Below are 17,892 nucleotides of genomic sequence, written 5' to 3'. Positions count from 1 at the left end.
AGTAGGGCGATTGTGCCTTGCGCGGCTAGCGCGCGATCCACTGCCATGATCGTGGTCGATGGCGATGGATCCATCTTCGAGACAACGCTCTCGGCGACGACGGCAGCTGCATCCACCGAAACCGGACCTGCAGCAGCGGCGTGGCGAGGTCCATATCGCGCCAATGTTCATCCACCGCATGGCTGTCATCAATCAGCCGCAGTCCCGCCCGATATCCAGCGGTAACCGTGGGCACTGCACTGCGACGCAAAAAAAACGGGCGACCTACCAGCGTCGCCCGCGTCTTATTGATTTAGATCGCTGCCGTCAGTGCTTGCCCGCGCGGCGTGCGTACTTGCTCAGAATCCTGATCTGCGGCTTGTCGCTGCCGTCCTTGCCTGGTTGCACGGTGAAAAAGTAGTCCGGTTTCCACCAGGCGCCCGCGGCCCACCAGGTCCAGCCCAGCCACACGTCGCTGTTCTTTTCCATGTAGGTCAGCATGCCTTCCAGCGCCTTGTCGCAGACCGGATTGTTGGCGGTGCCGAATTCGCCCAGAAAGCCCTTCTGCTTGTTCTCGCGCAGCCAGTCGGTAAAGCCGCGCAGCTTTTCTTCGCCCACGCTGTCGCTGGTGCATTGCGGCTTGGTGCCGCTGTAGTCGTTGTCCAGATACTGGTGCGCTTCGAAGGCCAGGTTGTTGCCGGGGTCCTTGAGGATGGCCAGCGCCTTGGCGTTGGAGACGCCGTAGCTGCTGCTGCGCCAGCTGTGCGCGCCGGTATACGCGGTGCCCGGCACCAGGATCAGGTTGCGAGCGCCGGTCTTGCGGATCGTGTTGATCGCGCCTTGCGCAGCCGTGGCCCAGTCGGTTGCGGAGATGCCGTTGGGCTCATTCATCAGCCCGAAGATCACCGCCTTGTCGTCCTTGAACTCCAGCGCCAGCCGGCGCCACAGATCGGCCAGTGCGGCAGGGGGCACCTCGTCGGTGCCGATGCGCTTGCCGTTGTATTTGGCGTAGTTGTGCAGATCCAGGATCAGGAACTGTTTGTTCGCCTTGGCCGCTTCGAGCGATTTCTTGATCAGCCCCAACTGCGCTGCATCCAGCTCGCCGTTGAGTTCGGGTTGCAGACGCTCCCACAGAAACGGCAGGCGGATCGTATTCATGCCCTTGCCGGCGAAATAGCTGAAATCCGAGGCGGCCGGGTAGGTGTAGTCCTTGAACAAGGTGCCGGGCTTCTTGCGTGAGTTGAACTCGGCGCCGGACAGATTGACGCCGACATACTTCAGGCCAGTGGACTCCTTCTTCGGACCATTGGGCTCTTTGGCGTGCGCCAGCGGCATTGCTGCGAGCAAGGTCAGTGCGAGCGCAGCGCTACGCAGACTGGGGAATTTTTTGGGAGCGCGGAACATGGAAGCCTCCTTCGGCATCGACGTGGGTGGCCGCGGGGGGAGGGCACGGCCAGCTGGGATGGTGCAGGGCGATCGGGTATCTGATGAGCCTAGAAGCTCAGGCGTTAGCGCCCCATTCACGCCGTGCAACATGGATTTGATCGGGATCGAACACCTGCGCAGCGCATGATGCTGCTCCGGTAGCGTCCGCAACACGACACACAAGACGCACTGTCGCAGGAGCGCGACGGGCCCCTGTCTTAAGCTACCGCTTCCATTTTCTTCTGTTGTTCGCATATGCGAATGACATCACGCCCGGAGCCTCCCATGAGCCAAGCCCACGCCTTTGCCGCCCAAGCCGCCGACCAGCCGCTTGCCCCGTTCGCGTTCGAACGCCGCGCGCCCGGCCCTGACGATGTGCAGATCGACATCGCCTATTGCGGCGTGTGTCACTCGGACCTGCATACCGCACGCAATGAGTGGCACAACACGCGGTATCCGGCGGTACCGGGCCACGAGATCGTCGGCCGTGTGACCGCCGTCGGTAGCGCCGTCACCGGCTTCAAGGTCGGCGACCTGGCTGGGGTTGGTTGCATGGTCGACAGCTGCCGCAGCTGCGCCTCCTGCCAGGAAGGCGAGGAGCAGTACTGCGAAGCCGGCTTCACCGGCACCTACAACGGCCCGATGTTCGGCGGCGGCGAGAACACCTACGGCGGTTACTCCGACCATATCGTGGTCGACCAGAAGTACGTGCTGCGCATCTCGCACACCGACAACCTGGCTGCCGTGGCGCCGCTGCTGTGCGCCGGCATCACCACCTATTCGCCGCTGGCGCACTGGAAGGTGGGCCCGGGGCAGAAGGTGGGTGTGGTCGGCCTGGGTGGCCTGGGCCACATGGGCGTGAAGATCGCCAAGGCGATGGGCGCCACCGTGGTGCTGTTCACCACCTCAGAGAACAAGCGCGCCGATGCGATGCGCCTGGGCGCCAGCGAAGTGGTGATCTCCAAGGACGAGGCGCAGATGGCGGCGCAATACAACACCCTGGATTTCATTCTCAACACCGTGGCCGCCCCGCATAACCTGGACCCATTCATCAATGCGCTCAAGCGCGACGGCGCCATGGTGCTGGTGGGCGTGCCCGAGGAATCGCACCCGTCGCCGGCCGTGTTCAACCTGGTGATGAAGCGCCGCACCCTGGCCGGCTCGCTGATCGGCGGCATCCGCCAGACCCAGGAAATGCTGGACTTCTGCGCCAAGCACAACATCGTCTCGGACATCGAAACCATCCGCGCCGACCAGATCAACGAGGCCTACGAGCGCATGCTCAAGAGCGACGTGAAGTACCGCTTCGTGATCGACATGGCTACGCTGGATAAGGCGGCCTGATTGGTTGTTGCGTTAGGTTCTAATGCTAGCGTTTGCGTCGTTCTTCGGCGCAAGCGTTATCAGTGCTTCGCCAATAAATAAACGAACGACCACCATATCTAAATTGTTGAGCAACAGGCGATCGTACTGGAGCCTGTTGGATTGCGGCCATTGCGCGGACATATAGCCGAGTTTACTGAAAGCGTAGATATTTTCTGAGCGATGCCAAATCCACTGCAAGTCGCTATTTGGGTTTTCTTGCGAGCTAATACTTGAATAAGTTCTTAGTTCTCACGCTCGCTCTCCCACACAAGCATTGCCTCAGCTAGAAATGTACCCGTTAGAGCTTCATAGTTCGCAATTGCACGCTTAAGCATTTCAAGGCAATCAGAACGGAGATCAAACGTGAGCGAGTCATCTCCACAATAATGTTTGAGCGTATTGCGGGTGTTGTTGAGCATGTTACCAGTGATCTTCTCTAGATCCGGATTGGTTTCACCTTCCGAGCGGGCGACGGCCACGACGAGGCTACGCAACTGATCGAATGAAGGATCTTGATTGAGCTTGCGAAGGCGCTTACCCAGAATTTCTTCTGCAGCGCCGGCAAGCGTGAGCGAGGATAAATAATCTTTCGTTTGCCATAGCCGAATTGCTGCAAGCAACTGATTGCCTGCAATCTCTTCTGCCGAGAATGTCGAAAGGCTCACTGCAATACCTCAATGATCACGCCGCAGCCGGCTCCTTGACCTGCGCTTTGACGCCCAGTAGCTGCACGATGCTTGCTGCCGCATCGCGGCCTTCGGCCACGGCCGTCACCACCAGGTCGGCGCCGCGCACGCAGTCGCCACCGGCGAACAGGCGCGGGTTGGTGGTCTGGTAGGGCAGGCGGTCTCCGTTGTTGGTATCGGCCGGAGCGACGATGCGGCCGTTGCTGCCGGCTTCCACGCCTTGCGAGGCGAGCCAGTCGGGCAGGGTCGGGGAGAAGCCGAAGGCGATGATGACCACGTCCGCTTCCAGCAGCGATTCGCTGTCTTCCACCGGCACCGCATTGCGGCGCCCGTTGGCATCGGGTTCGCCGAGTCTGGTTTCCACGACGGTGACGCCTATGGCTTCGTCGTCGGCGCCGGATTCGATCGACAGCGGCTGGCGGTTGAACAGGAAGCGCACGCCTTCTTCGCGCGCATTGGCCACTTCGCGCGCCGAGCCGGGCATGCTGGCTTCGTCGCGGCGGTAGGCGCAGGTGACCTTGGCCGCGCCCAGGCGGATGGCGCTACGCACGCAGTCCATGCCGGTGTCGCCGCCGCCCAGCACCACCACGCGCTTGCCGTTGAGGTCGGGCAGGGCCATCTGGTCTTCCCAGCCGGCGATCGGGCGGCCGTGCGGGTCGTTGCCACTGACGATGCGGCTGTTCTGCACCAGGAACGGCAGCGCCGGCAGCACATTCTTCAGGTCCTGCCCGGGCAGGCCGCCATCGGTGTAGCGGTAGGCGCCGGTGCCCAGGAACACGGCATCGTATTCGCCCAGCAACTGCTCGATGCTGACGTCCTTGCCGATCTCCACGCCCAGGCGGAATTGCACGCCCATGCCTTCGAGGATCTCGCGACGCTTGCCGATCACCGACTTGTCCAGCTTGAAGCTGGGGATGCCGAACTGCAGCAGCCCGCCGATCTGCTCATAGCGGTCGTAGACCACCGCTTCGATACCGGCGCGCGCCAACCTGTCCGCACACGACAGCCCGGCCGGGCCGGCGCCGATCACCGCCACGCGCCAGCCAGTGGGCTGCACGTTGCCCAGGTCCGGGCGCCAGCCCATCTTGAAGGCGGTGTCGACGATGTACTTTTCGACCGCGCCGATGGTGACCGCACCGAATTCTTCCAGCGTGCAGCTGCCTTCGCACAGACGGTCTTGCGGACACACGCGCCCGCACACTTCCGGCAGCGGGTTGGTGGAATGGCACAGCGCGGCGGCTTCTTCGATGCGGTTTTCCTGCACCAGCTGCAGCCATTGCGGGATGGCGTTGTGCACCGGGCACTTCCAGCTGCAGTACGGGTTGCCGCAGTCCAGGCAGCGGCCGGACTGGTACTGCGCGTCGGCCTTGTCGAACTTGCCGTACAACTCGCCCCAGTCGCCGGACGTGCGCAGTTCCACCGGGATGCGGGTGGGCATGGTCCGCGGCAGGTCGAGGAATTGGAAGGCTTGCTTGCGGCTCATAAGAAAATCCGTGGCTGATTCCCTTCTTCCGTGTAAGGGAGAAGGTGCCCTAAGGGGCGGATAAGGGTCGGCGGGGCCTGTGCCCTCACCCCCGACCCCTCTCCCGCAGGCGGGAGAGGGGAGTGCTGCGATGACTCTGACGATGTGTTGTCAGCATTGCGATTGCGTGCGTCCTTCTCCCGTGTACGGGAGAAGGTGCCCCGAAGGGGCGGATGAGGGTTGCGGGCCTGAGCCCTCACCCCCGACCCCTCTCCCGCGGGCGGGAGAGGGGAGTACTGCGATGACTCTGACGATGCGCTGTCAGCATTGCGATTGCGTGCGTCCTTCTCCCGTGTGCGGGAGAAGGTGCCCCGAAGGGGCGGATGAGGGTTGCGGGCCATAAGCCCTCACCCCCCGACCCCTCTCCCGCAGGCGGGAGAGGAGAGTGCTGCGATGACTCTGACGATGTGCTGTCAGCATTGCGATTGCAGGCGTCCTTCTCCCGTGTGCGGGAGAAGGTGCCCCGAAGGGGCGGATGAGGGTTGCAGGCCACTGCCCTCACCCCCACCCCCTCTCCCGCGTACGGGAGAAGGCGAGCAAAAACTCAGGCGGCGCGCCGCAGCGACTCGGTCAGCGACTCGATGCTGGCTGCTTTGGGTTTGACCAGCCAGAACTTGCCGATGTAGTCGCGGAACTCGTCCAGGATCTGCTGCGCCCAGATGCTGCCGGTCAGCTCGCGGTGGCGGCTGATCAGGGTATGCAGATGCTGGCGGTGGTTCTCGAAGCCCTCGGCGGAGACGCGGTGGATGTCGATCAGCTCGTGGTTGTAGCGGTCCACGAAGTCGCGTTCGATATCCAGCACGTAGGCCAGGCCACCGGTGAAGCCGGCGCCGAAGTTCAGGCCTACCTTGCCCAGCACCAGCACCACGCCGTCGGTCATGTATTCGCAGCAATGGTCGCCGGCGCCTTCCACCACCGCCAGCGCGCCGGAGTTACGCACCGCAAAGCGCTCGCCGGCGCGGCCTGCGGCGAACAGCTCGCCGCCGGTGGCGCCGTACAGGCAGGTGTTGCCGACGATCGGGGTGCTGCGCGCCTCGAAGCGCGCGCCACGCGGCGGACGCACCACCAGCCGGCCGCCGGCCATGCCCTTGCCGACGTAATCGTTGGCTTCGCCTTCCAGCTCCAGCTGCAGGCCACCGGCGTTGAACGCGCCAAAGCTCTGCCCGGCGGTGCCGCGGAAGCGCAGGTTCAACGGCGCATCGCTCATGCCGTGGTTGCCGTGCGCGCGCGCGATGGTGCCGGACAGGCGCGCACCGATCGAACGGTCGGTGTTGTGAATCAAGAAGCGATGGTCGCCGCCGGTCTTGTTGGCGATGGCATCGGCGAGCAGGCCGTCCATCTGCGTGGCCAGGCTGTCCGGCGATTCGTACAGGCGTTGGGCGGCGCAATGGCTGCCGTCGTAGCGCGCATGGGTGAGCAGGCGCGACAGATCGACCTTGACGCCTGCGCGCGGGGAGACCTCCAGTTGTTCCAGCAGGTCGGTGCGGCCGACGATTTCATCCAGTGAACGCACGCCCAGGTACGACAACCACTGCCGCACTTCTTCGGCCAGCAGGCGGAAGAAGTGCTCCACGCGCTCCGGCAGACCGGTGAAGTAGTTCGCACGCAGGCGCTCGTCCTGGGTGGCTACGCCGGTGGCGCAGTTGTTGAGGTGACAGATGCGCAGGTATTTGCAGCCCAGCACGATCATCGGCGCGGTGCCGAAGCCGAAGCTGTCGGCGCCCAGCAGCGCCGCCTTGACCACGTCCAGGCCGGTCTTCAGGCCACCATCGGTCTGCAGGATGGTGCGCTCGCGCAGGTCGTTGGCCACCAGCGCCTGGTGCGACTCGGCCACGCCCAGTTCCCACGGCACGCCGGCATAGCGGATCGAGCTGACCGGGCTGGCGCCGGTGCCGCCGTCATGGCCGGACACGGTGATCAGATCGGCACCGGCCTTGACCACGCCGGCGGCAATCGTGCCGACGCCGGCATGGGCGACCAGCTTCACCGACACCAGCGCGGTCGGGTTGACCTGCTTGAGGTCGTAGATCAGCTGGGCCAGGTCTTCGATCGAATAGATGTCGTGATGCGGCGGCGGGCTGATCAGGCCGATGCCGGGCTTGGCATAGCGCAGGCGGGCGATCAGCTCGTTGACCTTGTGGCCGGGCAGCTGGCCGCCTTCGCCGGGCTTGGCGCCCTGGGCGACCTTGATCTGCAGTACTTCGGCGTTGACCAGGTATTCCGGGGTCACGCCAAAGCGGCCGGAGGCCACCTGCTTGATCTTGGAGCGCTTCTCGGTGCCATAGCGGGCCGGGTCTTCGCCGCCTTCGCCGGAATTGCTGCGCCCGCCCAGGCGGTTCATAGCAATGGCCAGCGCTTCGTGCGCTTCGGGCGACAACGCGCCCAGGCTGATCGCGGCGGTGTCGAAGCGGCGCAACACATCTTCGGCCGGGGCCACCTCGTCCAGCGGGGTGGGGGTGTCGGCACGCTTGAGCTGGACCAGATCGCGCAGCGTGGAGGCCGGGCGCGAGTGCACCGCGTCCACATATTTTTGCCAGTCGTCGGCATCGCCGGTGCGGGTGGCGCGCTGCAGCGTCATGACCACGTCGGGGTTGTACATGTGGTACTCGCCGCCGTGCACGTACTTGAGCAGGCCGCCGACTTCCGGCTTGAGCTGGTCGTTCCAGGCGCGTGCGGTGAGCTCGCGCGCCTCGGTGTCCAGCCGCGCCAGATTGACGCCACCGATGCGTGCGGGGGTGTCGGCAAAGCACAGCTCCACCACGTCCGGGTCCAGCCCGACGATCTCGAACAGCTGCGCGCCACGGTAACTGGCGATGGTGCAGATGCCCATCTTGGAGATGATCTTGGACAGGCCCTTGTAGATGCCCTTGCGGTAGCGGCGGCCGATCTGCGACTGCTCGCCGCCCTTGCTCAGCTGCAGGATGCCGCGCCTGCCCAGGTCGAACAGGGTCTGGTAGGCCAGATACGGGTACACCGCGGTGGCGCCGAAGCCGAGCAGGCAGGCCATGTGGTGCGCATCGCGCGCGGTGCCGGTTTCGATGATCAGGTTGACGTCACAGCGCAGGCCCACCTTGCACAGGTGGTGATGCACCGCACCGGTGGCCAGCAGCGCATGCGCCATCGGCCGGTCCGGCACCGGGTAGCGGTCGGACAGCAGCAGCATCACCGCGCCGTCGCGGGCGGCGGCTTCCACTTCCTGGCAGATGCGTTCCAGGCCGGCCTTCAGGCCTTCTTCGACGCTGTAGGACAGGTCGATCAGCCGATTGCGGGCGACGTACTGCTCCATCTTCAGCAGCTGGCGCAGCTTGCGCTGGCTGAGCACCGGCGAATTCAGGATGACGTGGTTCACCGTCTCCGCACCGGCATGGAAGATGTTGGTCTCCTTGCCGAGCTGGGTGGTGAGCGACATCGCGATGCCTTCGCGCAGCGGGTCGATCGGCGGGTTGGTGACCTGCGCGAACGCCTGGCGGAAGTAGTCGTACAGCGGCCGGGTCTGGCGGCTGAGCACCGCCATCGGGGTGTCGTCGCCCATCGAGCCGGTGGCTTCCTGCTCGGTCTCGGCCAGCGGGCGCAGGATCTGCTCCACTTCCTCGGTGCTGAGCTGGAACAGCTTGTGGTAGCTGCGCAGGGTCTGCTCGCTGAAGGGTTCTTCCACCAGCGAGGGGTCGATCAGCTCGGTCTGCAGATAGGTCACGCCCTGCTGCAGCCATTGCTTGTACGGCGCACGCGCCCGGTTGATGCGGTCGATGGCATCGGAATCGAGCAGGTCGCCGCGCTTGAGATCGATCGCCATCATCTCGCCCGGGCCCAGCTTGCCCTTGCGGGTGATGCGCTCGGCCGGCAGCTCCCACACGCCGGCCTCGGAGGCCACCAGGAAGTGGCGGTCGGAGGTCAGCATCCAGCGCGCGGGGCGCAGGCCGTTGCGGTCGAGCATGCAGGCGGCATAGCGGCTGTCGCAGGCCACGATGCCGGCCGGACCGTCCCACGGCTCGGTGTTGAGGCCGTAGAACTCGTAGAACGCAGCCAGATCGGCGTCCTTGAACTCCAGCGACTGGGTCGCTGGCGGCACCAGGATGCGCAGCGCCTGCAGCAGGTCCATGCCACCGGCGATCAGCAGCTCCAGCATGTTGTCCAGGCTCTGCGAGTCCGAACCGTGCATGGAGATCACCGGATCAAACTCGGCGATATCGAAGCGCGGGGTCTGCCACACCTTGCTGCGCGCCTGCGCCCAGCGGCGGTTGCCTTCGATGGTGTTGATCTCGCCGTTGTGCGCGAGCAGGCGGAACGGATGCGCCAGCGGCCAGCGCGGCAGCGTGTTGGTGGAAAAGCGCTGGTGAAACACAATCGCGCTGGACGACAGATCGCTGCGCTGCAGATCCGGATAGAACGTGCTCAGCTTGTCCGGCAGCACCATGCCTTTGTAGCTGATGCCATTGGGCGAGAGCGTGGTGACATAGAAGTTCTCCACCTCGCGCAGCGCCTGCTCGGCGCGGCGGCGCGCCAGAAACAGCGCCAGGGTGAAGCCGTCTTCGGTCTGTTCGGCACCGGCATCCACAAACACCTGTTCGATGCGTGGCAGGGTGTCGCGCGCCAGCTGGCCGCACACGCTGTCGTCGGTGGGCACCACGCGCCAGCCGCGGAACTGCACGCCGGCAGTGTGCAGCTGCGCTTCCAGTTCGGTGCGACAGCGCGCTGCCTCGGCTTCGTCCAGCGGCAGGAACACCACACCGGCCGCATAGCGCGTGCCCAGCGGGATGCCGGCATCGCGGGCCAGCCCACGCAGGAATGCATCGGGTTTGCGGATCAGCAGGCCGCAGCCATCGCCGGTGAGCCCGTCGGCCGCCACACCGCCGCGGTGGGTCATGCGCGAGAGCGCCGCAATCGCGGTGTCTACCAGCGAACGGGAAGGTTGGTCGTCCAGCTGGGCGACCATGCCAAAACCACAGGCGTCGCGTTCGTCGCGCGCGCTGTTGTAGAGACCGTAGTCGTTGAGCCCTTGGCGAGTGCGGGGGGCCATGTCTGCCTCTTTGCGATCTTGGGAGAGCGGCGACGACGTTGCACCGCTCGATCCGTGGAGCGTTTCGAAGAGGTCACCGGATGATCGACTAGACCACAGTTGATGCGGTGCCGCAATACACCGTTACAGCTGCAACGAGGCCTGTCGCAATCCCTTGTGCCAGCTGGCTTGACGCCTGTCGGGCGACAGGCGCCAGCGCAGCCTCAGAGTGGCTAACAAAACGTAGCGAGCAGTCGTCAGGTGGGTGTGGACGGCGCGCTCAGAACTGGCTTGTACGCGTGGACCATGCCGCACCGAGCACCGCCCGCGCCCGCCTGGCGGTGCGCACAGTCGGTTTGTTAGCTGCCCTTAGCCGCACCGCACCGCGGTGATGATGTTCTTGGCGTCCACTTCGACATTGAGCCGTTCGCCGTTGAATTCCATCGTCACCATCTGGCCGGGCTTGAGCACCCGTACCGACTTGGCACCGGCGTCGCTGCGGGCCTGCTCGCCCACCGCATCGGTGATGGGCTGGCCAACCAGCGACTGCACCTGGGTGGCGTCGCAACTGCCGATCGGCGGCGCTTCCGGTGCTGCATCGGGCACCGGCGCGGAGGCTTGTTCGGCCGCCTGTTGTGCGTTGGCCGCGACGGCTTCCTGCTCATCGGGTTGCGGTTTGTTGCAGGCAGTCAATGCAGTCAGCACGACCAAGGTGCAAGCCAGACGGGCAATAGGCAGGACAGCGCGCATCGATGACTCCAGCAAAGGGGGGATGCCCAAGCATAAGCACAAAGTTGCGCCGCGGGCATCGCTTGCCCACACGGCGTTGTCGTTGCGTTGACGCGGCCTAGCGCTGCGCGGCCCAACAATCGGTGCCAGTCCTTCGATCCGTGCGCAATGAAAGCCAAACGTGTTCTTCGCAATGTCGCCGCCACGGCCAGTGCCGCCGGCACGCTCGCCACCGCCGCCACCGGTGCGGTCGTCGCAACGGCCGCCGTCGCCACCGTGGCCGCGGTGGCGCAGGCCAAGGCCACCGCGCGGGCGGCGGGGCTGACCTATGTCAACGATCAGCAGCCAGGCATCAGCCGGCGCAAGGCGGGCAAGAGCTTCAGCTACCGCAGTGCCGACGGGCAGTGCATCGCCGATGCCGATACCTTGCAGCGCATCCGCGCGTTGGCCATTCCGCCGGCCTATACCGAAGTCTGGATCTGCGCCAAACCCAACGGTCACCTGCAGGCCACCGGGCGCGACGCGCGGCGGCGCAAGCAGTACCGCTATCACGCCGATTGGGCGCAGGTGCGTGGCGAAGGCAAGTTCGAGCGCGTGATCGCCTTCGGCACGGCACTGCCCAAACTGCGGCGGCGTTTGCGACGCGATCTGGCGCTGCCCGGCTTTCCGCGTGAGAAAGTGCTGGCCATTGTGGTCGCGCTGCTGGCCGACACCTTGGTGCGCGTGGGCAATGCCGAATACGCGCGCAGCAATCGCTCGTACGGGCTGACCACGCTACGCAACCGCCACATGGAATTTTTGAAAGGCGGGCGCGCACGGCTCAAATTCCGCGGCAAGAGCGGCCAGGATCACGACATCGAAGTGGACGACAAGCACCTGGTCAAACTGATCCGGCAATGTCAGCAGCTGCCGGGGCAATCGCTGTTTCAGTATCGCGACGACGACGGCACCCTGCAGCCCGTGGATTCAGGCGAGGTCAACGACTATCTGCGCGAAGCGATGGGCGAGGATTTCACCGCCAAGGATTTCCGCACCTGGGGCGGCACGCTGGCCGCCTTGCAGCGCCTGGCGCGTTTGCCGCTGCCCGAGCGCAGCAGCGAACGCGCGCTCATGCAGGTGCAGAACGATGTCATCCGCGAGGTAGCCGATGCGCTGGGCAACACGCCATCGGTGTGTCGCAAGGCCTACATCGACCCCTGCGTGTTCGAAGGCTGGCGCGCCGGGCAACTGCAGGCGATGGCCAGCGGCGTGCGCGGCGAGCGCCAGTGGGAAGCGGCCACGCTGCGCTTTTTGACCGACTCGCGCAGCAAGCAACGCAAGGCCAACAAGCCAGGCAAGGCGGCTACGCCGAAGCCCAATCCCAAGCCCAGCCGCCGTAAGCGTGCTGCGTGATGCTGCGGATCTTTGCGAGAGCGCTGGTGAGGTCGTTGGGAGCCGCAGGCTGCTTGCTGTGACTGGCAAGCTGCTGATCCAGCGCGTGAACGCATGCGCTGAGTTACCGCGCACGCATCGCGTTGGCTGCGATCAGTCGTCTGCAATCTGCTGTTGACGGCGCTGCGCCCAGGCATCGCGTACGAAGCTGTCATCGTCCACGGCATCGCGCGTAGCGCATTTATCGGCAGCATCCGTGCGCGGCCGTCGCTGAGTTAACGCGTGTAGGTGCGGCGCTGCAGGCGATAGGTCGTCGCTGGCGGGATGTTCCAATAGGTCCGCCCGATCTTGACAGCCTCCAGATCGAGCGCATCGAGAATGTGCGCCGGCACCGAGCAGTTGAAGCCGTAGGTAAACAGATACATGCGTCCGCCCGGCTTGAGATGCAGGAAGGCGCCGCGCACGATGGCGGTCACCTGATGTGCGGGCATGTTCAAGAAGCCAAGCCCGCAGACCACTGCATCCGCGCAGGCCCCATCGAGGCGGGGTAGCGATTCAAGATCGGAAACGTCCATCTGCAGCACTGTCGCGTGCGGGAAGCGGTGCGTGAGCAACGATGCAAACGTTTGGTTGTATTCGAGCAGGATCAGGTTCTTCTCGCGCACACCCTTGGCGAGCATCGCCTGGGTAAATGCGCCGGTACCGGGGCCAAGTTCGAGCACGCGCCCGGTACGTTCGGAGAGCTCGGAGGTGATGATGGAAGCGAGTGCACGCCCGGAGGGGAGGATCGCTGCGACCGAGCTAGGAGCGGTGATCCATTCGCGAAAAAACGAAGCCATATACGAACGTGCCATCTATCCTCACAGCGTTGAAAGAGTTAAGCGCAATCGGTAGGACGCAATCGTCATCCGAGCGATGGTGCCACGCATTCGGCACCACAATGCCAGGGTGCCAAGTTGTCCGCAGTCTGTCGTTAATGCCGGGCCAGGATTGAAGTTAAGTCTCCATTAGCATCCGACTACCTAGCGGCAGCGATAGATCAGCTCAACGTTGCGACTGGGCGCGGAAGCGAACATCGCAAGCGATCGACGATGGCTGTCGTTGACTGAATGCACTGCGCAGCGGCGGAATAAACGCAGCAGACAGGCGATGGATAGAGAGCTGTGCCAGTTCTGCGCGGCATCCGATTGCTGTGTGTGCCGCCGCACTGTCGCCTCGATACACGTGCAGATACGCTTCGCGTTATTGCTGCATAACGATCGTTGAGACCACGATCCGCCAGCATCGCCATCTCCGATGGCGTGATTGGTGATGGATGTCTGCGTAAGCGTGGCACTGCGTGCGTCCGCTGTCGCGGATCCGGAAACAGCAAGCGACAACCAAACGCGGCGTCGCGAGCAAAGCGCTAGCGGTTCGCTCACTAATGCCTGGAAGCTGCTGGATCGCATCCTTTAAGGCCAGCGACTAGCAGGCAAGCGCGATACGGCGAAATCAACACCCTCGCTTGGAACACTGGCGTCGCACCTTGCCGACACCAGCTGAATCCTGCGCGATGTCGTTGCGCTGGCGCGGCCCACATCGAAGTTTGCTGACGCCACCAACGGCAATGCGGACAACGCCGGCCGGACGCCCGCAGGCGGCGTTGCTTCCACGACGCGTAGCCGCCCCGTTGCGGATACAGAATTCTTCAACGGACTATAAGCGCAGCGAACAAAACAACGGCGCGCTCCGCAGGTGGGCACAACCAGCGCTCGGTACGGCATGGACCACCCGTGCACTGCGGTTTCGGGCGCGCCACCCACGCCTAGCTGACGACTGCTTGCCAGCTTGCGTTTACCGCTCCAAGAAGCAACCGACGACGCAGCCGCCAGGCGGCCGCAGCCGGTGCGCGGAATCTGGTTGCCGTGTGCGTTGGCTGCGGTTGCTCAATGCCGTCCATCTCCGATCTGGCGGCCGTTCGCGCCACTGTGTCAGCCGCTCTGAAACGCGCCGCCACCCGTTTGGGTGACCAGCAGGCGGCCAGCGTTCGGCATCTGTGCGCTGGCGCCACCGCAAAGCAGCAACGTGAGGGCGGTGCGTCAACTGCCACCGACACCTCTCACGTCAGAGCCCAGCTTCTGCGCGGCGCGCACCGCCAGGCGCTGCGCACCGCCCGTGCTGCGGCCAACCTGTGCGCAGCGGCACGCGTTGCCCTCAGCCGCAATACACCGCAGTGATGTTGTTGGTCGGGCCGGTTTCGATGCTCAGGTGATCGCCGCCGCTTTCGCTGGCGCCCTGTGCGGGGTCGGCCAGACCGCTGGCGGTGGTGCCGCCGGTGGCGCGCTCGCCGCGCCGCACGCTGACCTGCAGGCTGTCGCTATCCACGCGCGCGCGCTCTACCGTCTGCGCCGCTGCGGCCAGACCCACGATGCCGCGGACCTTTTCGATATGGCATTGGCCGGAGATCGCGCCATCGATGGGTTGCACCTGCGCCACCTGATTGGAAGCACAGGCCGAGAGCAACAGGACGGCAGCGAGCGGGGCGAGGGTGCGGATCATCGGGCGTCTCCAGCGAAAGAATGGCGCAAGCGTGAAGAACCCGTTGTTGGTGTGGCATGAAGGCCGCCCGCTGGGGCGCGGGGTCCGCAATGCAGGGCCGTGCACTCCTGGACTGGCGGTTGGCGTCCAGCCTCCGGCTCGCTGAGCGAAGACCCCCAGACCGCGTGACCGCCCCACTTCGGGCAGGCAGCCCACGCGGGATGCCGGCCGCTATTCCGTCTGCGCGTACCAAGGAGGCGAAGGCGTGCAGGCTGGATTACTTCGATTTTTGGACGATTCCACTCCAAATCTTCCGGCTAGTCGATCAATAAGCGCATCTCTACGCTTTGCATCACCGGAGCAGCTGGCTCCACCACCGCAAAGGGATCTGTCATGAACGCACAACTGGCCACCACCTACGCCGATCAGCGGCAGCACGAGACAAGCGTGCAGGCCACGCCGCGCCCGGTGGTGTTTCGCACCCGCGGCACCACCCGCGGCCCGATCACCCGGCTGATGAGCCCGGGCGATCTGGGGCAGCTGGTCAAGCCGTTCGTGTTCCTGGACCTGTTCACCGTCAAACCGTCCGTGGGAGGGGCACCGATGGGCATGCATCCGCATTCGGGCATTGCCACGCTCACCTACCTGATGGAGGGCGAGGTCGGCTACGAGGACAGCACCGGCAAGCAGGGCACGCTGCCTACCGGCGGTGTGGAATGGATGCGTGCCGGCAATGGCGTGTGGCACGACGGTGTGCCGGTCGGCCAGTCCTCGGCCAAGGGCTTCCAGCTTTGGGTCGCATTGCCCGCAGCCGAAGAGAACGCCCCGGCGCAAAGCCTGTATCTGTCGCCGGCCGACGTGCCGGTGGCCGGGCCGGTGCGTGTGCTGCTGGGTCGCTACGGCGAGTTGGAAAGCAAGATTCCGGCGCCGGCCGACATGACCTATCTGAGCGTGCAACTGCAGGACGGGGAGCGCTGGCGTTACGTGCCGCCGGCCGGCCACAGCGTGGCCTGGATCGCGGTGCACACCGGGCAGCTGGACGCGGCCGAGAGCATCGGCAGCGGCCAGATAGCGGTGTTCAAGGATGCCGAGCAGGCCATCGATGTGGTGTCGGTCGGTGCGAGCTCCTTCGTGCTGGGGTCGGCGGTCAAGCACCCGCACGACCTGGTCATGGGCCACTACTCGGTGCACACCAGCACCGCCGCACTGGCGCAGGGCGAGGCGGAGATCCGCCGCATCGGCGAGCAATTGCGCGCCAAGGGCCGCTTGGGCTGAGTCGCGCGCATTACGGGCAGCCGAGACATGGCTGCCCGGCATGCGGCGTCAAGCACGCAGCGCTTGCCAGGCAACACAGCGCATTACCGATCGTGCTGAAGGCAATGCGCCTTCAAACCCGCACGCCCGAGTCATGGCGTCAGGTCTTCAACGATGGCCTGCACCGCCCAACCGTCGATGCGTGCGCACCCCAGCCATGCATCGCCAAACCATCACACCCCACCTATCCAGCAAAGGCATTCCAATGAAACTGCTTCATCTCGATTCCAGCATCCTCGGCGACTATTCGGCGAGCCGTCAGCTCAGCGCACGCATCGTTGCCAAGCTGCAACAGCGCAACGGTGATGTCACCGTTACCCATCGCGATCTGGCCGCCAACCCGATCGCGCATCTGTCCGGCGCGCATCTGGCTGCGCAGCAGAATCCCACGGCCGATCAGACGCCGGAACTGGCCGCAGACCTGGCCAATGGTGCTGCAGTGCTGCAGGAATTTCTGGATGCCGACACCGTGGTGATCGGGGTGGCGCTGTACAACTTCACCGTACCGACCCAGCTCAAGGCCTGGATCGATCGCGTGTTGGTGGCCGGCAAGACCTTCCGCTATACGTCCGACGGAGTGCTCGAAGGGCTGGCCGGCGACAAGCGGGTGATCCTGGCGGTGGCGCGCGGTGGGTTCTATAGCGTCGGCTCGCCGCTGGCGTCGCTGGAGCATGCCGAAACCTACATGCGCACCGCGCTGGGCTTCGTCGGCCTGCATCACCCGGAGGTCATAGTTGCCGAGGGACTGGCCACCGGGAAGGAGGGACGTGAAGCGGGTCTTGCCGTTGCCCATCAGCAGATCGATGGGCTTGCTGCCTGAGCTGGCGCGACGCCGCAAGCGGCGTCGCTACTGCCCATGCGCCTACAGCGCATTCAATCGCACGGTCACGGCCTGGATAAACGCCGAGACCGCACGCGGCAGATGCCGTCGGCTTGGGTAGAGCGCGTGCAGGCCCTGACCGCGGCGTTGGAAATCCGGCAGCACCACGCTCAGGCGGCCCTGTTCGATATCCGGGCGCGTCAGTGCCTGCGGCAGTAGCGCGATGCCGAGCCCGGCCACGGCGGCCAGGCGCAAGGCGCGCGCTGTGGTGGCAGCAAAACGCGCCTGCACCTGCACCTGCTCGGCAAGCCCTGACGGCCCGATCAGCGTCCAGGTCATCTGCCCACTTGGGTGCGGGAAGCCGATGCCGTCGTGCTGGCGCAAGTCGTCCAACTGCAGCGGCCTGCCGCGCGCCTGCAGATAGTCTGGGCTGGCGACCAGCAGGTCGCTGTTGTCGGCCAGGATCTGGCGGCCGACATACCCCAGGTCCGGCAATGTGCCGCCACGGAAGGCCACATCGATGCGTTCGGCGATCAGGTCGGCCTTGGCATCGCTGAGCACGAATTCCAGGCGCACTCGCGGATGCGCGGCGAGAAATTCGCCGACCCATTCGATACGGAAAAAATCCAGAAAATCCGCGGGTGCCGCTACGCGCACCAGCCCGGCGGCTTCGTCGCCATCGGCCACCAGGCTCTGCCCGGCCGAGGTCAGCCCGTCCACCGCATCGGCGCAACGTTCGAAGAAGGCTTGCCCGGCGTCGGTCAAGGTCAGCTTGCGGGTGGAGCGCTGCATCAGGCGCGTGTCCAGCTGCGCTTCCAGCTGCTGCACGCGCCGGCTCACGCTGTTGGGAGCGGTGCCGAGCCGGCGCGCGGCTTCGGCAAAGCTGCCGCTGCGCACCACCTGCACGTACAGCGCGATGTCATTGAGATCGATCACCAGCAACCTTGGCGCATGTAAACGCGGAGTCTAAGCGCGGCGGCTGCGCGCAGTCGATCATGGCGGCGTCGGGCGCTGTATGCGGTAGCTCAGGCGCACTAGCAGTAAAGCGCGTCATGCCTTGTTGCCCGCGCTCGGTTGATTGAGATTTTGACGCTGCGTCTAACGAAGCCAAGTTGCAAAATCTTGCTTGCTCAGATGTGGTGGAACGGTGCGGTAAGGCATGCGTAGA

12 protein-coding genes and 2 other RNA genes are annotated in these 17,892 nt (G+C 64.9%); 5 read left to right on the top strand and 9 right to left on the bottom strand.

Annotated features, from left to right (window positions below; genetic code table 11):
- Nucleotides 1–306: 306 nt before the first annotated feature.
- Nucleotides 307–1,383 carry a glycoside hydrolase family 5 protein gene (locus tag ABQZ00_RS23095; RefSeq protein WP_115559387.1) on the bottom strand — a complete coding sequence of 359 codons (1,077 nt, stop codon included), beginning with the start codon at nt 1,381–1,383 and terminating at the stop codon, nt 307–309.
- Between the two features lie 306 nt (nt 1,384–1,689).
- Here ABQZ00_RS23095 and ABQZ00_RS23090 point away from each other — a divergent pair, with 306 nt between their 5' ends.
- A complete protein-coding gene (locus ABQZ00_RS23090) occupies nt 1,690–2,748 on the top strand; it encodes an NAD(P)-dependent alcohol dehydrogenase (RefSeq protein ID WP_115514793.1) in 1,059 nt (352 codons plus the stop codon).
- A gap of 263 nt (nt 2,749–3,011) precedes the next feature.
- Here the strand turns inward: ABQZ00_RS23090 and ABQZ00_RS23085 are convergent, their stop codons facing one another.
- The 5 genes from ABQZ00_RS23085 to ABQZ00_RS23065 all read right to left on the bottom strand — a co-directional run bounded on the left by ABQZ00_RS23085 (nt 3,012) and on the right by ABQZ00_RS23065 (nt 10,723).
- A complete protein-coding gene (locus ABQZ00_RS23085) occupies nt 3,012–3,434 on the bottom strand; it encodes a hypothetical protein (RefSeq protein ID WP_323539137.1) in 423 nt (140 codons plus the stop codon).
- A gap of 16 nt (nt 3,435–3,450) precedes the next feature.
- Complete coding sequence (locus ABQZ00_RS23080) at nt 3,451–4,938, bottom strand: glutamate synthase small subunit GltD family protein (RefSeq protein WP_115552398.1); 1,488 nt, start codon at nt 4,936–4,938, stop codon at nt 3,451–3,453.
- A 583-nt stretch (nt 4,939–5,521) separates the two neighbouring features.
- Nucleotides 5,522–9,994, bottom strand: coding sequence for a glutamate synthase large subunit (gene gltB / locus ABQZ00_RS23075; RefSeq protein WP_323539138.1), 4,473 nt, complete (start codon nt 9,992–9,994; stop codon nt 5,522–5,524).
- Between the two features lie 210 nt (nt 9,995–10,204).
- Nucleotides 10,205–10,281, bottom strand: a non-coding RNA gene (locus ABQZ00_RS23070) — sX9 sRNA.
- 61 nt (nt 10,282–10,342) lie between these two features.
- Nucleotides 10,343–10,723, bottom strand: coding sequence for an I78 family peptidase inhibitor (locus tag ABQZ00_RS23065; RefSeq protein WP_055852636.1), 381 nt, complete (start codon nt 10,721–10,723; stop codon nt 10,343–10,345).
- A gap of 57 nt (nt 10,724–10,780) precedes the next feature.
- On the opposite strand from ABQZ00_RS23065, the gene ABQZ00_RS23060 reads away from it, so the two are divergent.
- Nucleotides 10,781–12,094 carry a DNA topoisomerase IB gene (locus tag ABQZ00_RS23060; RefSeq protein ID WP_323539247.1) on the top strand — a complete coding sequence of 438 codons (1,314 nt, stop codon included), beginning with the start codon at nt 10,781–10,783 and terminating at the stop codon, nt 12,092–12,094.
- A 254-nt stretch (nt 12,095–12,348) separates the two neighbouring features.
- Here the strand turns inward: ABQZ00_RS23060 and ABQZ00_RS23055 are convergent, their stop codons facing one another.
- Complete coding sequence (locus tag ABQZ00_RS23055) at nt 12,349–12,927, bottom strand: class I SAM-dependent methyltransferase (RefSeq protein ID WP_349777727.1); 579 nt, start codon at nt 12,925–12,927, stop codon at nt 12,349–12,351.
- A gap of 907 nt (nt 12,928–13,834) precedes the next feature.
- Here ABQZ00_RS23055 and ABQZ00_RS23050 point away from each other — a divergent pair.
- A non-coding RNA gene (locus ABQZ00_RS23050) (sX9 sRNA) lies at nt 13,835–13,911 on the top strand.
- A 355-nt stretch (nt 13,912–14,266) separates the two neighbouring features.
- On the opposite strand, the gene ABQZ00_RS23045 is transcribed toward ABQZ00_RS23050, so the two are convergent.
- The gene (locus ABQZ00_RS23045; RefSeq protein ID WP_055852673.1) at nt 14,267–14,611 is read right to left on the bottom strand and encodes a hypothetical protein; all 345 of its coding nucleotides are present in this window, start codon (nt 14,609–14,611) and stop codon (nt 14,267–14,269) included.
- A 372-nt stretch (nt 14,612–14,983) separates the two neighbouring features.
- Between ABQZ00_RS23045 and ABQZ00_RS23040 the strand changes: the two genes are divergently transcribed.
- Both ABQZ00_RS23040 and ABQZ00_RS23035 read left to right on the top strand, forming a co-directional pair.
- Nucleotides 14,984–15,865 (top strand): pirin family protein, encoded by an 882-nt coding sequence (locus ABQZ00_RS23040; protein ID WP_323539140.1) that lies wholly within the window; start codon nt 14,984–14,986, stop codon nt 15,863–15,865.
- A gap of 244 nt (nt 15,866–16,109) precedes the next feature.
- The gene (locus ABQZ00_RS23035) at nt 16,110–16,724 is read left to right on the top strand and encodes an FMN-dependent NADH-azoreductase (protein WP_323539141.1); all 615 of its coding nucleotides are present in this window, start codon (nt 16,110–16,112) and stop codon (nt 16,722–16,724) included.
- Between the two features lie 42 nt (nt 16,725–16,766).
- On the opposite strand, the gene ABQZ00_RS23030 is transcribed toward ABQZ00_RS23035, so the two are convergent.
- Nucleotides 16,767–17,660, bottom strand: a complete 894-nt coding sequence (locus ABQZ00_RS23030; RefSeq protein WP_323539142.1) for a LysR family transcriptional regulator — start codon at nt 17,658–17,660, stop codon at nt 16,767–16,769.
- Between the last annotated feature and the right edge of the window lie 232 nt (nt 17,661–17,892).

It is taken from the genome of Xanthomonas sp. WHRI 10204 (genome assembly GCF_040202875.1).
Lineage (GTDB): Bacteria > Pseudomonadota > Gammaproteobacteria > Xanthomonadales > Xanthomonadaceae > Xanthomonas.
Note: the sequence above shows the minus strand (reverse complement) of the source record. Positions and strands in the feature narration are given on the sequence as shown.

Bases quoted from the DNA above. Each gene is read 5' to 3' on its own strand.
- ABQZ00_RS23095 (WP_115559387.1), bottom strand. From the start codon at position 1,383: ATGTTCCGCGCTCCCAAAAAATTCCCCAGTCTGCGTAGCGCTGCGCTC.
- ABQZ00_RS23090 (WP_115514793.1), top strand. From the start codon at position 1,690: ATGAGCCAAGCCCACGCCTTTGCCGCCCAAGCCGCCGACCAGCCGCTT.
- ABQZ00_RS23080 (WP_115552398.1), bottom strand. From the start codon at position 4,938: ATGAGCCGCAAGCAAGCCTTCCAATTCCTCGACCTGCCGCGGACCATG.
- gltB (WP_323539138.1), bottom strand. From the start codon at position 9,994: ATGGCCCCCCGCACTCGCCAAGGGCTCAACGACTACGGTCTCTACAAC.
- ABQZ00_RS23065 (WP_055852636.1), bottom strand. From the start codon at position 10,723: ATGCGCGCTGTCCTGCCTATTGCCCGTCTGGCTTGCACCTTGGTCGTG.
- ABQZ00_RS23055 (WP_349777727.1), bottom strand. From the start codon at position 12,927: ATGGCACGTTCGTATATGGCTTCGTTTTTTCGCGAATGGATCACCGCT.
- ABQZ00_RS23045 (WP_055852673.1), bottom strand. From the start codon at position 14,611: ATGATCCGCACCCTCGCCCCGCTCGCTGCCGTCCTGTTGCTCTCGGCC.
- ABQZ00_RS23040 (WP_323539140.1), top strand. From the start codon at position 14,984: ATGAACGCACAACTGGCCACCACCTACGCCGATCAGCGGCAGCACGAG.
- ABQZ00_RS23035 (WP_323539141.1), top strand. From the start codon at position 16,110: ATGAAACTGCTTCATCTCGATTCCAGCATCCTCGGCGACTATTCGGCG.